The organism is Vibrio sp. Vb1127 (genome assembly GCF_033338735.1).
Classification (GTDB): domain Bacteria; phylum Pseudomonadota; class Gammaproteobacteria; order Enterobacterales; family Vibrionaceae; genus Vibrio; species Vibrio alginolyticus.
Genome location: NZ_JAWOTF010000001.1, coordinates 851,448 through 871,511, shown reverse-complemented (window position 1 = coordinate 871,511; position 20,064 = coordinate 851,448). Strand labels below are relative to the sequence as shown.

The 20,064-nt window shown below is 45.5% G+C and carries 20 protein-coding genes; 16 read left to right on the top strand and 4 right to left on the bottom strand.

Annotated features, from left to right (window positions below; all coding sequences use genetic code 11):
• Window positions 1-32: 32 nt before the first annotated feature.
• The 16 genes from R7H07_RS03855 to R7H07_RS03780 all read left to right on the top strand — a co-directional run bounded on the left by R7H07_RS03855 (window position 33) and on the right by R7H07_RS03780 (window position 12,675).
• Window positions 33-800, top strand: coding sequence for a DUF3450 domain-containing protein (locus tag R7H07_RS03855; RefSeq protein ID WP_206955101.1), 768 nt, complete (start codon window positions 33-35; stop codon window positions 798-800).
• Complete coding sequence (locus R7H07_RS03850; protein WP_206958683.1) at window positions 801-2,168, top strand: MotA/TolQ/ExbB proton channel family protein; 1,368 nt, start codon at window positions 801-803, stop codon at window positions 2,166-2,168. It begins immediately after the preceding gene.
• The gene (locus R7H07_RS03845) at window positions 2,168-2,722 is read left to right on the top strand and encodes a MotA/TolQ/ExbB proton channel family protein (RefSeq protein ID WP_017819708.1); all 555 of its coding nucleotides are present in this window, start codon (window positions 2,168-2,170) and stop codon (window positions 2,720-2,722) included. The genes R7H07_RS03850 and R7H07_RS03845 overlap by 1 nt, the downstream gene beginning before the upstream one ends.
• Window positions 2,719-3,123, top strand: a complete 405-nt coding sequence (locus tag R7H07_RS03840; protein ID WP_005374257.1) for an ExbD/TolR family protein — start codon at window positions 2,719-2,721, stop codon at window positions 3,121-3,123. The genes R7H07_RS03845 and R7H07_RS03840 overlap by 4 nt, the downstream gene beginning before the upstream one ends.
• On the top strand, window positions 3,123-3,743 hold the full coding sequence (locus R7H07_RS03835; protein ID WP_005374256.1) for an energy transducer TonB: 621 nt from the start codon (window positions 3,123-3,125) through the stop codon (window positions 3,741-3,743). Before R7H07_RS03840 ends, R7H07_RS03835 begins: the two co-directional genes overlap by 1 nt.
• Window positions 3,740-4,912: a tetratricopeptide repeat protein gene (locus R7H07_RS03830; RefSeq protein WP_005374255.1), complete on the top strand. Its 1,173-nt coding sequence runs from the start codon at window positions 3,740-3,742 to the stop codon at window positions 4,910-4,912. Before R7H07_RS03835 ends, R7H07_RS03830 begins: the two co-directional genes overlap by 4 nt.
• Window positions 4,913-5,045: 133 nt before the next feature.
• Window positions 5,046-5,675: a PepSY-associated TM helix domain-containing protein gene (locus tag R7H07_RS03825; RefSeq protein WP_206958684.1), complete on the top strand. Its 630-nt coding sequence runs from the start codon at window positions 5,046-5,048 to the stop codon at window positions 5,673-5,675.
• Window positions 5,676-5,696: 21 nt separating this feature from the next.
• A complete protein-coding gene (locus R7H07_RS03820) occupies window positions 5,697-6,236 on the top strand; it encodes a DUF2271 domain-containing protein (protein WP_206958685.1) in 540 nt (179 codons plus the stop codon).
• A 15-nt stretch (window positions 6,237-6,251) separates the two neighbouring features.
• Window positions 6,252-7,082: a DUF4198 domain-containing protein gene (locus R7H07_RS03815; RefSeq protein ID WP_025768070.1), complete on the top strand. Its 831-nt coding sequence runs from the start codon at window positions 6,252-6,254 to the stop codon at window positions 7,080-7,082.
• 42 nt (window positions 7,083-7,124) lie between these two features.
• Complete coding sequence (locus tag R7H07_RS03810; RefSeq protein ID WP_005374251.1) at window positions 7,125-7,445, top strand: hypothetical protein; 321 nt, start codon at window positions 7,125-7,127, stop codon at window positions 7,443-7,445.
• A complete protein-coding gene (locus tag R7H07_RS03805) occupies window positions 7,442-7,993 on the top strand; it encodes a DUF6162 family protein (protein ID WP_054701938.1) in 552 nt (183 codons plus the stop codon). Before R7H07_RS03810 ends, R7H07_RS03805 begins: the two co-directional genes overlap by 4 nt.
• 22 nt (window positions 7,994-8,015) lie before the next feature.
• A complete protein-coding gene (locus tag R7H07_RS03800; RefSeq protein WP_172563687.1) occupies window positions 8,016-8,942 on the top strand; it encodes a metal ABC transporter solute-binding protein, Zn/Mn family in 927 nt (308 codons plus the stop codon).
• The gene (locus R7H07_RS03795; protein WP_206958686.1) at window positions 8,942-9,670 is read left to right on the top strand and encodes a metal ABC transporter ATP-binding protein; all 729 of its coding nucleotides are present in this window, start codon (window positions 8,942-8,944) and stop codon (window positions 9,668-9,670) included. The genes R7H07_RS03800 and R7H07_RS03795 overlap by 1 nt, the downstream gene beginning before the upstream one ends.
• Window positions 9,670-10,545, top strand: a complete 876-nt coding sequence (locus R7H07_RS03790; protein ID WP_005374244.1) for a metal ABC transporter permease — start codon at window positions 9,670-9,672, stop codon at window positions 10,543-10,545. The genes R7H07_RS03795 and R7H07_RS03790 overlap by 1 nt, the downstream gene beginning before the upstream one ends.
• Before the next feature lie 22 nt (window positions 10,546-10,567).
• Window positions 10,568-11,437, top strand: coding sequence for a metal ABC transporter solute-binding protein, Zn/Mn family (locus tag R7H07_RS03785; RefSeq protein WP_206958687.1), 870 nt, complete (start codon window positions 10,568-10,570; stop codon window positions 11,435-11,437).
• 215 nt (window positions 11,438-11,652) lie between these two features.
• Entirely contained in the window at window positions 11,653-12,675 is a 1,023-nt protein-coding gene (locus R7H07_RS03780) for a porin (protein WP_206958688.1), read from the top strand.
• A 218-nt stretch (window positions 12,676-12,893) separates the two neighbouring features.
• On the opposite strand, the gene R7H07_RS03775 is transcribed toward R7H07_RS03780, so the two are convergent.
• The 4 genes from R7H07_RS03775 to speA form a co-directional block, all read right to left on the bottom strand.
• Window positions 12,894-15,059, bottom strand: coding sequence for a S9 family peptidase (locus R7H07_RS03775; RefSeq protein WP_206958690.1), 2,166 nt, complete (start codon window positions 15,057-15,059; stop codon window positions 12,894-12,896).
• A 311-nt stretch (window positions 15,060-15,370) separates the two neighbouring features.
• Window positions 15,371-16,576, bottom strand: coding sequence for a multidrug efflux MFS transporter EmrD (gene emrD, locus R7H07_RS03770; protein WP_005374234.1), 1,206 nt, complete (start codon window positions 16,574-16,576; stop codon window positions 15,371-15,373).
• A gap of 409 nt (window positions 16,577-16,985) precedes the next feature.
• Window positions 16,986-17,906: an agmatinase gene (gene speB, locus R7H07_RS03765; protein WP_005374233.1), complete on the bottom strand. Its 921-nt coding sequence runs from the start codon at window positions 17,904-17,906 to the stop codon at window positions 16,986-16,988.
• A 1-nt stretch (window position 17,907) separates the two neighbouring features.
• Window positions 17,908-19,818 carry an arginine decarboxylase gene (speA, locus tag R7H07_RS03760; protein WP_206959052.1) on the bottom strand — a complete coding sequence of 637 codons (1,911 nt, stop codon included), beginning with the start codon at window positions 19,816-19,818 and terminating at the stop codon, window positions 17,908-17,910.
• Window positions 19,819-20,064: the final 246 nt, after the last annotated feature.

Sequence of the window (20,064 nt, the reverse complement as noted above, 5' to 3'; positions counted from 1 at the left end):
GGTCGTTTTTGGAACACAGAAATATAACTCGTATGAATCTAATGAAATCAAGTATCGCTCTGTTGATATCATCGGTTTTGATTCCCGCTCACGCGGCGAACTTAAACGATGCACAAGCTGTGCAGAGTAAAACAAACCAGTCGTCGGCGGTAAGCCAAAAACGTATTGATGCAAGCGCAGAAAAATCACTTACTCTAGAAGCTGAAATTGAGCAGATGCAAGAAGAAGTCGGTAACTTGAAGATTTATCGCGATCATCTTGCAAGCCTTGTTGAGAGCCAAAATCAAGAAGTTGATAGCTTGAACGAGCAAATTGAACAGATTGCTCAAACTCGTCAAGGTGTCGTGCCTTTAATGTATCACATGCTTGAGGGCTTAAAAGTGCTCGTCGCTAACGACAAGCCTATACGCAAAGCGCAACGTGAGGAGCGAATTGCAAAGCTGGATTCCATGATGACGCGTGCAGACGTTGCGGATGCAGAGAAGTTTCGTCGTATTTTAGAAGCGTACCAAATTGAAATGGATTACGGCACCAAGCTTGGCGTTTACCAAGGCAAGATTAACCTAGGTGACAATGAAGCTGTGGAGGCGGACATTCTCTATTTAGGCCGTTTGTCTTTGGTAGCGCGTAGCTTATCTGGTGACACATTTTGGAGCTGGTCACAGCAACAACAAGCATGGCAACAAGTGGGTTCTGAGCAAAAATCAGAGCTAGACAAAGCGTTCGCTATGGCGAATAAACAGATCGCGCCGAGTATGTTAACTCTGCCAGTGTCGTTAACCGCTGCGGAGGGCAAATAAATGATGAAAAAATGGTTATCGGTTGCATTAATCTCGACAGCCGCATTAATGCCTTATACAACTTTTGCTAGTGATGCGTTGTTACAAAAGGCGCAGCAAGAAAATCGTCAACAGCAATCGCACAATGTCGCGCGTGAATCAGGTTTTAAGCAAACAGAGCAAGACCTACAGGCTATAAAGAATAAATTGGTGGCAGAGCGTGCTGCTCTTCAAGCAGAGGCGGACTCATTAAGTGTTACCTTCGGTGAAAATGAAGCAGAACTGGCACAGCTAGAAGAAAAGTTGCGTCTAGAAACCGGGAGCCTAGGTGAGTTATTTGGCGTCGTTCGCCAGAACGCAAAAGAGCTAGAGTCTGAGCTAAAAAGCTCAGTAACCGGTGTAGATGCAAACTCATATCAGAAAGATATCGATGCTATTGTTGCGGCTAAATCACTGCCAACGTTGACCCAACTTCAGGCGATGTGGCGCAGCATGGAAGAACAAATCAAAGCAAGCGGTGAAATGGCAAACGTCTCTTTCATACTGCTAAATGGCGAGGGTCGTGAACAAACGGTTAGTGGTGTTCGTCTTGGTTCTATGGCGCTGCTGGATGACACTGGCTACGTTAAGTGGAATGGTCAACGCGGAGATGCGGTAAACTATCTTCGTCAGCCTGAGAACGGTCCAACAGCGAATACTATTTCCTCTGGTGACATTGATGCACTTGTCATTGATCCGTCACGTGGCATTCTTCTTGAACAGCTTGCAAACTCACCGACTTTGGCTGATCGCCTAAATGCGGGTGGCGTTGTCGGTAAAATCATCCTTGGTTTATTGGCTATCGGCCTATTGATTGCGCTCGTACGTGGTGCATCACTGATGATTTCGCGCCAGAAAATCATGAAGCAACTGAAAACCCCAGCGCAGCCAGGAGACAACCCTTTGGGTCGCGTGCTAGCGGTATACCAGAAAGACAAGCATCGCAGCGTAGAAGCGTTAGAACTACGTCTTTTGGAAGCTGTTGTTGATGAGCAAACCCACCTAGAAAAAGGGTTGTCGATGCTTAAGCTTCTTGCAGCTCTAGCTCCTATGCTTGGCCTACTAGGCACGGTAACGGGTATGATCGAAACCTTCCAGGTCATCACTCAATTTGGTAATGGTGATCCGAAAGTAATGGCGGGTGGTATTTCAATGGCACTTGTGACTACCGTACTTGGCCTTGTTTCAGCCATGCCTTTGCTATTAGCGCACAACGTATTGAGCTCTCAAGCAGAAAATATTCGCAGTATCTTAGAAAAACAAGGCATCGGTTTAGTTGCAGAACAAGCTGAGCGTGATATGCCGAGTAACAAAAGCCATTCTAACACCTTAGCGGAGAACGCAGCGTAATGGAGCAGATCCTACTCAGCACATTGGGTTTGATCAGTGAGGATTGGGCCACAACCTTGATGAGCTTTATGCAGCAAGGTGGTCAAATCCTATGGTGGTTGGCCGCCGTCGTGGCGGTGTGCTGGCTGTTGGTTATGGAGCGAGTTATTTATCTCACAACGGTTTTCCCTGGGGTAAAAAAACAGCTTTGTGAGCAGTGGCACGCAAGATCAGAGCACCACTCTTGGTACGCGCATCAAATCCGTGAAGGATGGATTGCAAAAGCGCAAATCGAACTACGCCAAAACCTATCGACTATTAAGCTACTTGTGGCGGTTTGCCCAATGCTAGGGTTGTTAGGGACGGTGACAGGCATGATTACGGTGTTTGACGTAATGGCATCGCAAGGCAGCAGCAATCCGAAATTGATGGCTTCTGGTATCTCACTTGCTACGCTGCCAACCATGGCGGGTATGGTAGCAGCGCTTGCGGGCATGTTTATTCATGCTCGCCTTAGCAAAGTGTGTGAACGAAAAGCTATCCAGTTAGAACAATCTTTAAGGAGTCAAAAGTGAGACTCGGACGCAGACCTAACCAACAAGATGAAGCTCAAGTCGATTTAACCTCGATGCTTGATATCGTCTTCATCATGTTGATCTTCTTCATTGTGACCAGTTCGTTTGTACGTGAATCCGGTGTTGAAGTGAATCGCCCTCAGGCTTCTAATGTAGTAAGCCAAAAAGACGCGGGCATTTTTATCGCAGTAACGGCAGCGAATGATGTGTACATCGACAAACGAGTGGTTGATATTGAGCGTGTTGAGGCCTCTATTGAGCACCTGTTACTTGATCAGCCTGATGCTTCGTTAGTTATCCAAGCTGACGAGCATGCTTACAATGGCACTGTCGTGAAAGTGATGGACGCTGCAAAGGCGGCAGGTGTGAAGAACATTGCATTGGCGGCGGAGAAACCTTAATGGGCAGGCTGTTACTTGCACTACCAGCATCACTGTTAATTTCTGTGAGCTTGTTTAGCTTTATGGCGTGGATGGTTGATAAAGGCAACCAGCGTGCGCCAGAAGCTTCAGAAGCCGTTCGTTTTGATATGGTGATGGTAGAGAATGAAGCAGACGTGCAGCGTCGTCAACGTTCAGTGCCGGAGCAACCAGAACCACCTCAAGCGCCGGAGCCAATGGATCTGTCTCAAGCTGACACTCAAATGGAACCAATGAGTCAGATGACGCCAGTCAGTGCTTTAGGTTTAAACACTGCCCTTGAAGGCATCGCGATTAGTGCACCAAACTTGAAGGGAACAATGGGCAACCAGCAAGCACTGCCGTTGTATCGTGTTGATCCTCGCTATCCAAGTAAGGCGCTGAAACGTAGAGTGGAAGGTTATGTCATTATGCGTTTCACGATCGATGCAACTGGACGACCAAAAGATATTGAAGTGATCGAGGCTGAGCCCGAGCGCATGTTTGAAAGGGAAGCAATCCGTGCGCTTAAAAAATGGAAGTATCAGCCAAAAGTTGAGGATGGTGTGTCAATTGAGCAGTTCGGACAAACCGCTAAAGTGGAGTTCAAGTTAGCCAAATGATGAAAAAATTCTTAATCGGTACGGTATTAAGCCTGAGTGCACTCTCAACCATTGCCAGTGAGTTAAGCCAATACACCGCAGCGAGAGTTCAACGAGCACATAATTTGGCTCAAGAAGAGAAACTGAAAGAAGCGATTTCATCTCTTGAAGCTATGGAGCTTTCTCGTGGATATGACCAAGCTTATGTCGCTCGAATGTTGGGTATTTTTTACTGGCAGAACGAGCAAACTCAAGCGGCGATTAAGCAACTTGAGTTGGCAGTCAATAGTGGTTTGCTACAAGATGAGCAAGCATGGCAAACCCGAAAAATGTTGGCTGATATACTGCTGAACGAGCAACGTTTTTCTAAGGCTTTACCTCATTACTATGCCTTGAGCAAAAACATTCCTAAAGGTCAAAAAGCGCATGAGCTATGGCTGCGTATTTCCCAATCTCATTATCAACTGAGTCAGTGGCAAAAAGTGCTTTCAGCAATGGCTCGTTATGAGAAATTTGGTCAGCCAGACAAGCTTGGCGCATTGTCGATAAAGCTTTCTGCTGAGCTAGAACTGAAAAAGTGGAAGCCGGCAATCTCGACCATCAAACGCTTAATCGTGATTGAACCTGAGCGAATTGAATGGTGGCGTCAGCTTGTTGCTCTATACCTACGGGTTGATGACAACAAACGTGCCCTAGACTCTTTGGCGTTGGCAAAACTGAAAGGGTTACAACTTAGCCAAGATGACTTAAAGCTGCTGGCACAATTGTACGCGAAACGAGGTATTCCTGAGAGAGCTGCGTTGGTGATGAACGAGCTAGAGGATGTAAACTCGAATAGTAAGCTAAAAGCTCAGCAAGCAACGTATTGGCAAATGGCAAAAGAGTGGGAAGAGTCTATTGATAGCTGGCGTATTGCAGCTCAGCTAGATAGGCAGTATTACTGGAACTATTCTCAACTGTTGGTGCAAGAAGGCCATTATAAAGATGCCATTGCCGCGCTCGATAATGTCAGAGGTCGTAAAGCGGATGTTGCACTTATCAAAACTCGCGCTTACTACAAACTTAAGCGGTTTGACGATGCGCTCGCTAATGCCAAAAGAGCGAATGAGATTAAGCCATCGAATCAGGCAAAAAGTTGGGTTAAGTATCTATCTCAGCTACGCAAAGTAGAATCGACGCAGAACTCATAGCGAACATTTTTATTAAATACCCGAGCTCAGTCTCGGGTATTTTTTTGTTTAAAGTAAACAATGTAAATTAAATGCCAATACGAATGATTATCACCTAAATTATGCCCCACATTTATTGGTGATGATTGTTTCTATGTTGCTTAAAAGCAAAGGTGTTCAAACTTGGGCTCGCCGCCTACATATCTATATTTCGATGGCTCTTCTCTTAGTTACGCTGTTTTTTGCAGTAACTGGTATTACCCTCAATCGCCCCGAATTGTTTGAACGCAGTGAACCTATCATTCAACAACATACTCTGACGGTTCCGCACTCAGTTCTATTCTCACATTCAGATACCTTTCAACCTAATCGTGAAGAACTGGTAGCTTTCTTGACTAAAGAAACCGAGCTTCGTGGTACTCCCTCCGCACTAGATGTGTATACCGAAGTTGAGCAAGGTGAGTTGTTACTCGGAGAGCTTTCTATGGATTTTAAAGGCCCGGGTTATAACGCTACGGTCTTTATTGATATGACTACTGGTGCAGCAGACGTCGAAACGACGCACTACGGTATTGTTGCGCTGCTGAACGATCTACATAAAGGACGCAACAGTGGTGGGATTTGGAAGTGGTTTATCGACGTCACTGCGCTTTTGATGGTGTTTTTTGTTCTTACAGGCGTGTGCTTGGTACTGCCTAAGAAGAAGACGCTCAGAACGTCAATGCAATGGATGAGCTTTGGTACGTTACTGTCGCTCGTAATTTATTTTGTTGCTGTTCCATAACAGCTTTTTTAGAGAACACTTATGTTGAACACAGGAAGATTTTTCCGCCGTAATCACTTTTGTAAAGCCGCTTTGATCGCGGCTTTTGCTCCTTTCTCTCTTTCCGCGGCGCCTCTACCAGATAACGCGAAGGTCGACTTCGAACTCGAACTTCCAAAGATAGATACCTCAATGTATGCACGCCCTTATGTGGCGGTTTGGGTTGAAAACGATCAGCGTAAACCGGTTAAAACCATTCAGTTATGGGTAGGGAAAGACGAATGGTTAAAAGATCTACGCAGCTGGTGGAGAAAAGCGGGTCGTTATGATCGTGAACTTGTTGATGCGGTGACTTCTGCAACACGTCCTGCTGGTCAATACCGCTTTGTCTGGGATGGAGCCAATGACGCAGGGGAGCGTTTGGAACAAGGAAATTACACGTTGTACGTCGAAGTCGTTCGTGAACATGGTGGGCGAAACTACTTACGTCAAAAAATAACGCTAGCGGACAGTGACGTGCGCTATGAGCTTAAACCAACACAAGAGACGGGTGTCATCACCGTCAATTATCAAGTTAAGTGATTAAAGGACACAACAATGAAAACCAAAATGAAAGCAGTGGCATTGGCGAGTGTAATGGCAATGGGATTGGCTGTAACCACCACCGCGCAAGCACATCCACGTTGGGTTCTGCCCTCTCACTTTACGGTTTCTAAAGAAGGCGGTGACTGGCTGACATTTGATGTTACTGCCTCTCACGGAACGTTTGTTTTTGATAAGCCTGCGGGTAGTGATCAGGCATTTGTGGTGATGCCGGATGGCCGCTCTGAGCGTCCTAACTTTGTTGTTCGTGGCAAGCGTCGCTCTATGTTTGATTTCTTTTTTACAGAAGAAGGCACGCACAAAGTTGCGATTAATAATCAGCCGAGCTACTACACACAATACAAAGCGGGCCGTCGTGATACGGTGAAATGGGCGCGAGCAAGCAAAGCTGAGCGTGGTGATGTGCTTCCCGAGCAAGCGCGTGATGTGGTTACTCAACTAAGTTACACCCGAGCAGAAAGCTACATTACGGTTGGTATGCCAACGGACAAAGCGTTGGAGATTGAAGGCAAAATGCTGGAGATGAAACCGATCACGCATCCATCGGACATCATTGAAGGTGAGCCTGTGACGTTCCAGTTTTTCTTTAACGGAGAGCCACAAGAGGGCGTTACTGCTGAGATTACACGTGAAGGTACTATGTACCGAAACCATCAAGAACAAATCGATGTGGTGAGCGATAAAGATGGCAAAGTGATCTTCACGCCAGAAGTCGCCGGGCGCTACTTAATGAAAGCGAACTACAAAGGTGAATTGAAAGATAATCCATTGGCGGATAAAGCGAGTGCCAATGTTCACCTTACGTTTGAAACTCAACTTAACTAATCGAATTAGGCTCAGCAATTGCTGGGCCATTTTGGAATTATCATGAATAACACTTCTCTTCTAAAAGCTGTTTTGCTTTTTTCTGGATTTGCGTCCTTTCACGCTGCTGCACATTTTCCTCTGATGAGCTGTCACTTGGCGCAAGATAAAGTGATTTGTGAAGCGGGCTACTCGGATGGATCGACAGCGGTCGACTACGATGTCGAAATGTACGATTACGACGACAATCTGATCGCCAAAGAAAAAACAGATAAGCGTTCCATCGCAGAATTTACTCACCCTGAAACAGATTTCTATTTGGTATTTGATGCCGGACATGAAAGCCCGGTGGAAGTGGATATCGTTGAGCTGAAAGAGAAATGAGTGTAAAGAAAGTTCGCCCTGATGATGGTAACCGAGAAGGAAAGTGGGTCGCACTGACAATCGCAGCAATTCTCAGTTCAGCAGCCATACTTATGCCCTACCATCAGGTCGCGACTGAAAAGCCAGACATGCAGTCTCATCAAGTGTTAATCACGGATTTACATCAAAACGAGTTGGGGTTGATCGCTGAACTTAAGCTCGCTCATGAAGAGATTCGTGATTTGCAGTTAGATACCGGAACTTGGCCTGAGATATCTGATATGGAGGCGCTTTGGATTGCTCCTTTCGTGAAAGACCAAAACTGGAAGCGTAAAGGCTCTCATCAGTGGCAACGAATTGATGACGGTGTCTACATTGGCGTGAAGATCAGTGCCCAAGGCTCTGCTTCCATGCTGTTGGATAGCCGCAGTTCTCAAGCTGATATTTGGTTTAATGATTCTAGCCGTTCGTTAAATGTGGAGGGACTAAGCGAGCTAGCAAAACGCCACGATTTCGGGTGGAAACAAATCGTTCTGTCAGACTCTTCCTCTCACTCTCACGCCCATTAAGACAACATAATTGATAAGTACTATGATCAAACGCTCTCTTTTACGTCGTATTCTTACAGCCACCGCGTTATTGACGGTGTCTTCTACTGGCTTTGCTGCCGATAAACTCAGTATTGGTATTACGCTTCAACCTTATTACAGCTATGTTAAAGCCGTTGTTGGTGAGAAGGCGGACATCGTTCCTTTGGTTGATGCCGGTTTTAATCCTCACAACTATTTGCCACAACCTAATGATCTTAAACGCTTAAATGAAATGGACGTAATAGTGATCAATGGTATTGGTCATGACGATTTTGCACTGAAAGTGATCAAGGCTTCTCAGCGTGATGATCTCGTGGTTATCGAAGCGAACAAAGAAGTGCCCTTATTGCCCGCGATGGGGCAGTCTGTTGGTCAAGGAGCAGTGAACCCTCACACCTTTGTCGGTTTATCAACAACCATTCAAAAGGTTTACACCATCGCGAGTGAGCTAAGCCAATTGGACCCTGACAATGCTGCGTTCTATCGCCAAAATGCCCGTAAATACGCGAAAACATTTCGCCTGATGAAGCGTGATGCAATGTTGTCTCTTGGTGAGTTGGACACGGCTGGTATGAAGGTGGCGACAACCCACAATGCTTACGGATATATCCTTCAGGAGTTTGGTGTTGACGTTGCCGCTGTCATTGAGCCTGCTCATGGTGTTGAACCAAGTGCAAGTCAGCTACAGGAAACGATAGAGAAAATTCGTGAATCGGGCATTGATGTGCTGTTTTATGAGCTCAATATGCCGAATCGCTTTGTTGATACCATAGAAGAGGCGACTGGGGTGCAGCTTTATCGCTTTTCTCACATGACTCACGGTGAGTATGAGGCTGATAAAGTCGAGGTTGAGATGCGAGATAATGTGGAAACACTAATCGAAGCCATGAAATTTGTGGCGAGTAAGCGAGCAGGGGAAAAGGCGTAATGACTGGACCTTCCGTTTCCTTAAGTAACGTGGGCCTAAAATACGCCGACAATATCATTTTGCAGAACATCAGCGCCGAATTCGAGAACGCGAAATGTCACGTGATTATGGGACCGAATGGTGGTGGGAAAACTTCTTTGCTTCGTTCGGTACTTGGACTTACGCCATTTTCGGGAAACATTGCACTCAATTGGCCAGAACCATCAGCTGCATCGGGGAAGATAGGGTATGTGCCACAAAAAGCGATGTTTGAAGCAAGCCTCCCGTTAACCGTGATGGATTTTGTACTGCTTAACCAAACTCGTATCCCTCTATTTTGGCGACGTAAAACGAAACAAACTCAACATGCCCTGACCCAGCTGGATCGCGTGGGTATGGCAACGCGTAGCGACCGTCGTATGGGGCAACTCTCTGGCGGTGAGCAACAGCGTGTTTTGTTTGCGCAAGCTTTACTGGATGAGCCCAATTTATTGGTTTTAGACGAACCTACAACTGGCATGGATGAGCAAGGTGTTCGATATCTTGAAGGTTTGATTCATGAAATCGTTGGAGAAGGCAAAACGGTACTGGCAGTACACCATGACGTGACCGCAGTGCGCCGTTTAGATGCGCAGGTCCATGTCGTAAATCGTCAAATTGTGGCGTCAGGGCACCATTCAGATGTGCTAAGTCCTGATCGTATAGAAACATTATTCAAGCACTACACAGCAAAAGTGGAGGCTGCATAATGGATTGGTTGCGAGAGTTAGCGGTTAGCGGCGTTGAAGCTGGATGGTTAAGCGATAGCTTTTCTTATGCTTTCATGGTGAACGCAATTGTGGCAGCGCTGATATTAGGGCCATTACTTGGTGGTCTTGGTACATTAGTCATCGCCAAGCGACTGGCTTTTTTCTCTGAAGCGGTTGGGCATGCTGCGCTTACCGGAATCGCGATTGGTGTGTTGCTCGGTGAGCCGCCAGAGAATCCGATCATCGGATTGTTTAGCTTTTGTATGATTTTTGCGCTGTTGCTTCACTTTGTTCGTAATCGTACGAATGTACCTTACGACACACTGGTTGGGGTTTTTCTTGCACTAGCGTTAGCGGTTGGTGCTGCGCTGTTAATGTACGTTGCTCGCAAGATCAACATTCACATGTTGGAGAACGTGTTGTTTGGCTCGATCTTGACTGTGACGGACAACGATATCCTTATTTTAGCGATCAGTTGTTTGATCATATTACTGCTTCTTATTCCAACGTTTAACCGCATTTTGCTAACTTGTATCAGCCCGGATATTGCACGTGTACGCGGCTTTAATACCAGCTTTTATGATTACTTATTTGTCATGATGATCACCTTGGTCACCATCGCCGCGGTAAAGATTATTGGCGCGGTATTGGTTGGTGCATTGCTACTGATTCCTGGTGCAACGGCTAGGTTATTGACTAAACGCATGGGCAGTTTTGTTCTCCTTTCTTCTTTATTGGCAACCATTGCGTGTTTAATAGGAACCATACTGCCGATGGAGCTTGAGCTACCAGTGCCATCAGGCGCATCCATCATCATTGTTTCTGCGGCATTTTTCCTAACAGCAACGGTTTACCGAATTATCCAAAAAGCGTAACCCTTTTTATAAAGTAATGAACATGAAGATAAAAAAATTAGCGATAACTTTTGGTTTGGTTATAGCGACAACACTTCCATCGTTGGCAAGCGCCAAAGACATTTTAACCAGCACTCCCGTCACGTACATGTTGTCTGAGCAACTCATGAAAGGTACAGGGATAGAGACTCAGTATCTGCCTCCAAAGCGTTACGGCGTTGAGCGTCTTGAGAACTGGTTCGCAAATAAAGGTACAGAGCAAGTTAAGCAAGCGGGTCAAACCGCGACGGTTGCTATTACTCTTGGTGCGATTTGGAAACAAGACCCGACTTATGTTTACGCTCGACAGGGCAACATTCACTTGATTGAAATCGATGCATCGCAGGCCATTTCTCCTAGAGCTCAAGGAGTTGCAGTACTGACATTGGAAAACGGGTCAACATCGAAGTACGCATGGGTTAACCCTACAAACTTAATCCGAATGGCGGGCATTGTTGGAGAGGATCTACAACGTGTATATCCTGAACACCAAAAGGCGATTCAAACGAATCAACAGGCTCTTATGCTCAATGTGCGTGAACTGATCAACCAACAACAGGCAGAGATCTTCGATAAAGGCATCGATTCAGTGGTACTGATGAGTGAGTCATTAGAGGACTTTGCCTCTGGCAACCAATTGTTTGTGGTTGGGCGCGAATTTAAGCCGGAGCTCGAGTGGACAGAAGAAGACAAATTATCTTTAAAAGCTCAGTTTGAACAAGATAAAACGCTATGGTTAGTGACGGATAAACGACCGTCGAAAACCTTGACATCGCTTATTAAACCGAGCCGCATACTGCAAATTGATGTTATTGACCGCTGGGGCAGTAAGGGTATCAAAACTGAGAAGCCACTCGCACGTTGGGAGATGTGACACGTAAAAAGCCACAAATTTTATGATGGGGAATGAAAAGTTCCCTATTTTTTTGTGACTCAGTTCAAAATGCGAGCATTAATACCACTGGTTGCATAAGAAAGTGTTTGTTTCATTTCTATTTCATTACTACTTTGTTATGTGTTCGTTGCGATTGATTCGGATTTAATCTGTTTCTAAGCGAACCGGTACAAACAACTATACGGATGTTAACAATGAAAATGAAAACTCTAGCCGTTGCAGTGGCGGCACTAGCATGTGGTTCACAGGCCTTCGCAGCAGAAGTTTACAACAGCGATGGTACATCTTTATCGATCGGCGGTCACGTTTCAGTTGGCGTGGGTGAGTATTTCGAAGAAGATGTAAAAGTTCACCAAGTGTCTCCACGTATTAACGTTGCGGGTAAGAAAGACATTGGCAACGGTATTACTATCGATGCTAAAGGCGAATGGGCACTTAACTACCTTGACGGTGGTGATCAGTCATTTTCTACGCGTCTAGGTTACATCGGTGCAACTCATGAGCAGTACGGTCGCCTTGTTGCGGGTACTCAATGGTCACCGTACTACGATGTCGCTGGCGTTGCGGATCTACCAATCGCGTTTGCGAACGATTTCTTGTACAGCAACCACGGTAGCCTAGGATCAGCTCGTGCTGATAAAATGCTTAGCTACCGTAAAGGTTTTGAATTTGGTGAAGGTTTTGCTTTCAACCTTGGTCTAGGTTGGCAGGGTAAGCAAACTAGCGAATACAAAGTAACAGACCAACTTAAGCCTGAAACAGTATTTGAAGATCGTGGTCAAATCGCACTGAGCGGTTCTGTTGCGGGCTTCGGTCTTGGCTACGTATACAGCGGCGGTGATGTTGAGAACTCTTCTATAGGTACTAAGACAGCTGAATCACACTTATTCTCTGTAAACTACGGTCAATACGGTTCAGGCCTTTACGCAGCGGTAGTATACGGTATGAACGAGTACTTCTACCAAATGCGTAAAGACACTTCTCAAATTGAAGCTCTTTTGGCATACGGCGTGAACGATTGGACATTCAGCGTTAACTACGAAGGCGTAGAAGACGAAGAAGAAAACAAGACAGTTTCAAGCGAAACTGCGCTACAAGCAGAGTACGCTGTAACTCCTGCTTTCGTAACGTTTGCTGCTTACCAGTTTGACCTAGGTAACGATTACCCTGGCGAAGAGAACGACTACTGGACTCTAGGTGCTCGTTACTACTTCTAATAAATAGGCCAGTTTCTACTGCCTAAACACATTTATTGTGTTAACGCCTACTCGTTGTGAGTAGGCGTTTTTCTTTCTGCTATCCTTTGACTATAAGAGACGCTGGTCATTCTTTGCTTAGGTACCCCAAGTCTCTGTTTATAGAGCGCGTCTATAAAAAATGCCCGCAACTTGCGGGCATTTTTGTTGTTAGAAGAGATGCAGTTCTATTAATACGCTTATTTTTTATCGAGTAAATCGAGGAAGAAGGCATACTCTAGCGCATCTTCTTTTAAACGCTTAAATCGACCAGATGCGCCGCCGTGTCCGGCTTCCATATCGGTTTTGAACAACAAAACGTTATCGTCTGTCTTCATTTCACGAAGTTTGGCGACCCACTTCATTGGTTCAAAGTACTGTACTTGAGAGTCGTGCAAGCCAGTCGTTACCAACATGTTCGGGTAGTTTTGCGCCTTGATGTTGTCGTAAGGCGAGTAACTCAACATATAGTCATAGTATGTTTTGTTATTTGGGTTACCCCATTCATCATACTCATTGGTGGTCAATGGAATTGATTCATCGAGCATAGTGGTTACCACGTCCACAAACGGAACATGTGCACCGATACCGCGGTACAGTTCTGGTGCTTGGTTGATGATAGCCCCCATTAAGAGACCTCCTGCAGAGCCACCAACAGCGAAGACTTTATCTTTCGCGCCGTAGCCTTGTTCAACCAAACCTTTAGTCACATCAATAAAGTCGTTGAATGTGTTTTGCTTGGTTAGTTTTTTACCGTCTTCATACCAAGGGCGGCCAAGCATTTCAGATCCACGAATATGAGCAATGGCGTAAACAAAGCCGCGATCCAATAGACTCAAACGTGTCGAGCGGAAAGTTGGCTCAATGGTTGCGCCATAAGACCCATAACCATATTGGTAGAGTGGATTCGTACCATCTTTCTTAAATAAGTCTTTACGATACACCAAAGAAACGGGTACTTCTTTACCGTCACGGGCTGTGATCATAATGCGTTCTGATTGGTAATTGTTAGGATTAAAATCACCAAGTACAGGTGTTTGCTTCATGACTTCTGACCCGCCCGTTTTTAGATCGAAATCGTAGTAGGTTCCTGGAGTGGTTAAACTGCTGTAATAAATACGAACTTTCTCGTTATCCAGCTCTAGGTTACCTGTCAAATAGGCAGCAAACGCATCGTCATTAAATGTGAGGGGGAATTCTTTTCCTGTTGAAAGCTGACGTACAGTGACGCTTGCTAGGCCGTTAGAGCGCTGCTCATAGACGATGTGATCATCGAATAACTCGAAGTCGACAAGTTGAGTGTTGTTGTCTGCCGCAATCACATCTTGCCATTTAGAGCGGTCATGCATGTCATTTTGATGAACTTTCATCAAACGGAAGTTGACGGCTTGATAGTTAGTATAAATGTAGTACCAATCGCCTAGCTTAGAAATACTGTATTCAATGCCATCTTCACGAGGATAGAACGGTTTCGCCTTTGCTTTAGGGTTGTTCGCATCAATAATAGAGACCCCACTGGTTTCTGTACTCGAATGCCAGATATAAATATCTTCGCCATCTTTGCTTTTGCTTAGTGAGGTGTAATAGGCGCTGTCGGTTTCCTCAAAAATCAGCTCATCGCTGCTTTGTGGTGTGCCCAATACATGACGATAAACTTGGTAGCCCAATAAGGTCTGTGGATCTTTTTTGATGTAGTAAAAGGCGTTGTTATCGTTCTGCCATGCGACAGCGCTTGAGGCCCCTTCGATTTCATCTTGTAGGTAATTGCCTGTTGTCAGGTCTTTGATCTTAAGGGTGTACACGCGGCGGCTTAATGTGTCTTCGCCATACGCCAATAAGTTTTCATTCGGACTAACGTATAGGCCGCCGATACTGAAAAATTCATGTTCTTTTGCTAGTTCATTGACATCTAAAATGATTTGTTTGTCTTTGCCTGCAAAGTCTTTAGCTCGCAAATGGACTTCGTACTCGTTATCTCCGGTCACTTCACTGGAGTAGAAGTAGTTGCCTCTACGAACAGGTACTGAGTTGTCGTCTTTTGCGATACGCCCTTTAATTTCTTCAAATAGCGTATCTTGAAGTGTTTCAGTGTGCTTTAGAACGGTTTCTGCGTACTGATTTTCTTTCTCTAGGTGCTGTAAAATTTCAGGGTCTTTACGTTCGTCGTCACGCATCCAGTAGTAGTTATCAACGCGGGTATCGCCATGAATAGTCATCGCGTGAGGGACTTTTTTCGCAACCGGAGCTTGAGTTTGTTGAGCAACGATCTGTGTTTGGGAGTATTGAGTCATGCTAGGAATTCCTTGATTGCTGCATCCGGCGACAAGCGCGACCGAGACGGCCAACGTAGTTAAAGTGAAACGCATCTGATTTTATCCTTATTGTACACCCAAGTGGCCTCATCCTGAGGGCTGGGCTTTCATTTTGTTAGTGGTTTTCAGTTGTCCATTCTTTGTTATGGGGTATACCGAAAAAGTGAGAATCCTCAATATTTCCGAGTTGGATACTCAATTTGAAGAGAGCTGAAAACACATTGTGTAAGCAGCTGTTATTTTTAACAAATATCAATTCGAAAGTTAAATCATTCTCATCGGGAAATCGATATAGTGTGATATGAAAAAAGGGACACACTTGTTGAGTGTGTCCCTTTTGGATTTTGAAAGTAAGCTGATAATGATCAGATAACTTGCGGTACTTCGTTTGAGTGATTGTGTGCTCGATTCACCCACATTAACCCAAGCATTGCAATTACCGACATTGCCATCATCAAAATGCCCAAAGGCATCTGGTTATGCGCTGGAAATAGTGACGCGAGCAAAGTTGCGACACCTGCCCCCAAGTTTTGCATGCCACCCAATGTCGCGCCTGCTGTTCCTGCATGGTATGGGAATGGCGCAATCGCTCCAGTTGTTGCTGCTGGGAAGAGAATACCCGCACCCAAAAAGTACACGGTTGCGCCTCCAACCAGCGTTAACGCCGTGGTCAAACCAAACAAGCCTGGGATGAGCACAATAGCAGAGCCCACAAAAATAGAGACCAAGCCTACGTTTAAAGCACGACGCTCAGAGCGACGTCTTGCGATGTAGCTAGATAAGCCTGCGCCCACCAAGTAACCTGGGATCGGCAATATAAACAGCAAACTTACCGTTGTTGCAGGTAATTCTAATACCCCACCCAATAACACCCCAGCCGCTGCTTCGAATACACCCACACCAGCGAATGTTGCAACCAGGCAAATCAAAAAGCCTTGAAAGCGACGGTCAGACAAAACGTGTTTGTAGCTTTTGGCTACTGGTTCGAATTTGCGTTTCTCTTTTGGTAGCGTCTCCATCATGCTTGTCATCATGGTGATCACAACCGCGATAGCAAATAGCGCTAAGAACAAGTAGCTCGACCGCCATCCGAAAGCTTCTGTTAGGTAACCGCCTAATACTGGTGCCATTAATGGTGAGAAAATCACACACATGCTAATTAAGCTGTTTGCTCTGTGTAGATCAGAGCCTTCAAAGCAATCGCGAGTCAGAGTGCGTGACATCGCACCGCCGCAGCCAATACCTAAGCCTTGGATAAAGCTACCAATCAAGAACCATTCAAATTGATGTGCAAATAATGCTACCAGTGTACCCGCGATGTAGATAAGCAGCCCGACGATGATGATCGGTTTGCGTCCCAAGCGGTCCGATAGTGTGCCATACGCAAATTGCGACAAGCCATATGGGATTAGGTAACAAGCCATCACAGCTTGAAGTGATGACGCAGATACCAAAAACTCGCCCGCCATATGACCGATTGAAGGCACGTACATTGTCTGGGTCATTTGACCCACGGCAGTCAATATAGCGATTAAAAAGGTAAGTTTCGCTAATGGAAACGAAGCAGACATTTGCGTATCTCTCCAAAAAATTTAAGACGTAAAAACCCTTAGCGCTCTTTTACAGAGCGCCAACTGAATTCTTGTGTTGCGGGGGTATTTGCGCGAGATAATAGTGCTTGCTTGTATAATTAGCAATCGAAAAGTGTGAAGTTGAGCAAGATAAAAATCTATGATTTCAATTAGAAAAACTAATCCGATTTTGTTTTCAAAAAGCGGTGCATTTCTTTGTCTAATTACGTTAAATCTTTTACTTTTCGTGAATAGAATGAGCCTTATAGGTAACTGGTTTTAATGGTTAAAGTGCAAAAATAAAGCGTCTGCTCGGTTGAGCTGAGTTCAAGATGAAACGAGTGAATAAAAGGTAGAGGAAGGCATCAGAAAGAAAAGGGAGCCGAAGCTCCCTTAGAAATGATTATGTCTATTCGCGCTCAGATGCGTATGCGTAAAGCATTTCTAGTGCGATGGTTGCTCCCGCTAGTGCGGTAACATCACTGTGGTCGTATGGAGGCGATACTTCGACAACATCCATACCCACGATATTCATGCCGGCTAAACCACGAATAATTTTCAGCGCTTTGTCTGAGTTCAAGCCACCGCAAACTGGTGTACCAGTTCCCGGTGCGAAGGCCGGGTCTAAGCAGTCGATGTCAAAAGTGACATATACTGGCTTGTCTGCGACGGTGCGACGAATTTCTTCTAGGATCTCGTTCACCGACATGTCATTCGCTTGCATCGCATTAATCACATTGAAGCCGTGATCTTGCTGTTTGTACTCCGTACGAATGCCAATTTGTATTGAGTTCTTTGCTGAGATCAAACCTTCTTTCGGCGCATGGTAGAACATCGTACCGTGGTCGTATGAGCTGCCATTTGCATAGGTGTCCGTATGAGCATCAAAGTGAATCAAAGCCATTTGGCCATGATGCTTCGCATAGGCACGCAGGATAGGTAGCGTAATGAAGTGGTCACCGCCCAATCCCAACATGGTTTTACCACTTTTTAGAATTTCACTGGTTGCCGCTTCAAGGCGGTAAGTAAAATCTTCCGCATCACCGCAATCGAACACGAGATCACCTGCGTCGATCACTTTCAGTTTATCCAATACGTTGAAGCTCCAAGGGAACTTCTTACCTTCCCATGCCAAGTTGACTGAGGCACGGCGAATTGCATCTGGACCCATACGCGCACCTGGACGACCAGATGTTGCCATGTCCAGAGGGACTCCCAACACCACAACGTCTGCGTCTGCCGATACCGGGTTACGAATGTACGGCAGACGTAAAAACGACATAGAGTTGGAGTAAAGCGAATAATCAGTTTTAGTAAACAAATCATTCATATCAGAAGTCCTCTAAATAGGTGTATCCTGCTAGACCTTGTTCTAGTTCTGCTAGGATTTGTGCTTGTTCATTGGCTTCAACTCGCTGTGAAACCAATTGTTTATAATTGTCACGAATCGCATCCACGTCGATATGAACGTAGCGCATCATGTCTTCTACACTATCACCTTCGTTGATGTAACTGATCTCAAATTGACCGTGTTCATCAACATTGACTACAGCACTGTGGGTATCACCAAATAGGTTGTGCATGTCACCAAGGATTTCTTGGTATGCGCCTACTAGGAAAAAGCCCATTAAGTACGGTTTGTCTTTGCTCCAAGCTGGTACAGGTAGCGTGCTCTCGATGCCTTGACCATCAACGTAGTGATCGATCGCGCCATCAGAGTCACATGTGATGTCCAGCATCACTGCACGACGCTCTTCCGCCTCGCCAAGACCAGAAAGTGGCAGAACAGGGAACACCTGATCAATACCCCAAGCATCTGGTAGAGATTGGAAGAGAGAGAAGTTCACGAAGAACTTATCCGCAAGACGTTCGCTCAACTCGTCCAGAATCGGACGGTGGAAGCGATTCTTAGTGCTCATCTTGCGGCTTAATTCGAAGTAAATGCGTAGTGACAATTGTTCTGCCCACGCACGTTGTTCCAAGTTAAGCACACCTGTAGCAAATTGAGAGTGCACTTCTGCCAAATCACTTTGGGTATCATTGTAAATCTCAATTAACGCACGAGCGTCTGTACCATCTTGCAAGTTTTCCCGGTTTCGCCACATGTTTTGTAGCAAAAGCGGAGCGTCCTCATCAAGCTCATGTACTTCTTCCGGTAGGTACGACTCGGTACCAATTACGTTAGAAATCAATACAGCGTGGTGCGCTGTTAGCGAGCGACCCGATTCCGAAATGATCACTGGCATTGGTTGTTCGTATTGCAGACACACATCGCCCACTGTGTTGACGATATTACGTGCGTATTCTGCAAGTCCGTAGTTCATCGAATTCGATGATTGGCTGCGTGTGCCGTCATAATCCACTGCCAAGCCGCCGCCCACATCGAAGTACTCGATGTTTGCACCGAGTGCGCGTAGTTCGCAGTAGAAACGTGCAGACTCGTTCACACCATTGCGTACATCACGGATGTTTGCCATCTGTGAACCAAGGTGGAAGTGAACCAGTTGCATCGCGTCTAGGTTGCCTTCGCGTTTAAGACGTTCAATAACGCTAAGCACTTGCGATGCTGATAAACCAAACTTCGATTTTTCACCGCCACTTGCTTGCCATTTCCCTGCGCCTTGAGAGGCGAGGCGAATGCGTAAACCAAGGCGCGGTTTTACGCCCAAACTTTTCGCTTCTTCTAGTACCAGATCCAGCTCAGAAAGCTTCTCTAGTACGATGAATACTTTGTGACCCAGCTTTTCACCGATCAGTGCAAGACGCACATACTCACGGTCTTTGTAGCCATTACACACGATTACGGAGCTACCTTGTTGAGCCAATGCAAGTACCGCCAACAATTCTGGCTTGCTACCCGCTTCAAGACCAAGCTGCTTGGTTTCTAGTTGAGCTTGGCTCGCTAGAATTTCATCCACCACTTCACGTTGTTGGTTTACTTTAATTGGGTACACCAACAAGTATTTGTTTGGATATTGGTATTCTTCAATTGCTTGGTTGAATGCGTGGCAAATACCATGCACACGTTGGTGCACGATTTGCGGGAAGCGTACTAATACAGGCAGATTTAACTGCTTCGCTTCTAGCTCATTTACAATAGCGCTGAAAGGGATTTGATGTGCACGATCACTACGTGGTGATACATATACTTCGCCTTGGTCATCAATGCCGTAGAAACCTTGGCTCCAGTAGTGAACGTTGTAGTCCGCGCGGATGCGGTCTAATTTAGTTGCTTTTTCCAACTCGATTCTCACAAAAATGTACTTAACTCCTTAATTAATTAGAAGGAAAAGTACAAAAAAGCAAATCATGAGGTATTTACCTCATACCCTGACACGAACTCCGTGTGCGCGCATTAACGGATAAAAGGGCCCTTGAGTCTAATGATTAAAATCTATCATCTCGATTATGATTTGTTGTCGTCGCTACGTGTGAATATTTGTTTACCGAAGCGTCCATTCTGCTGTTATAGTTGGTCTGACCAGTAA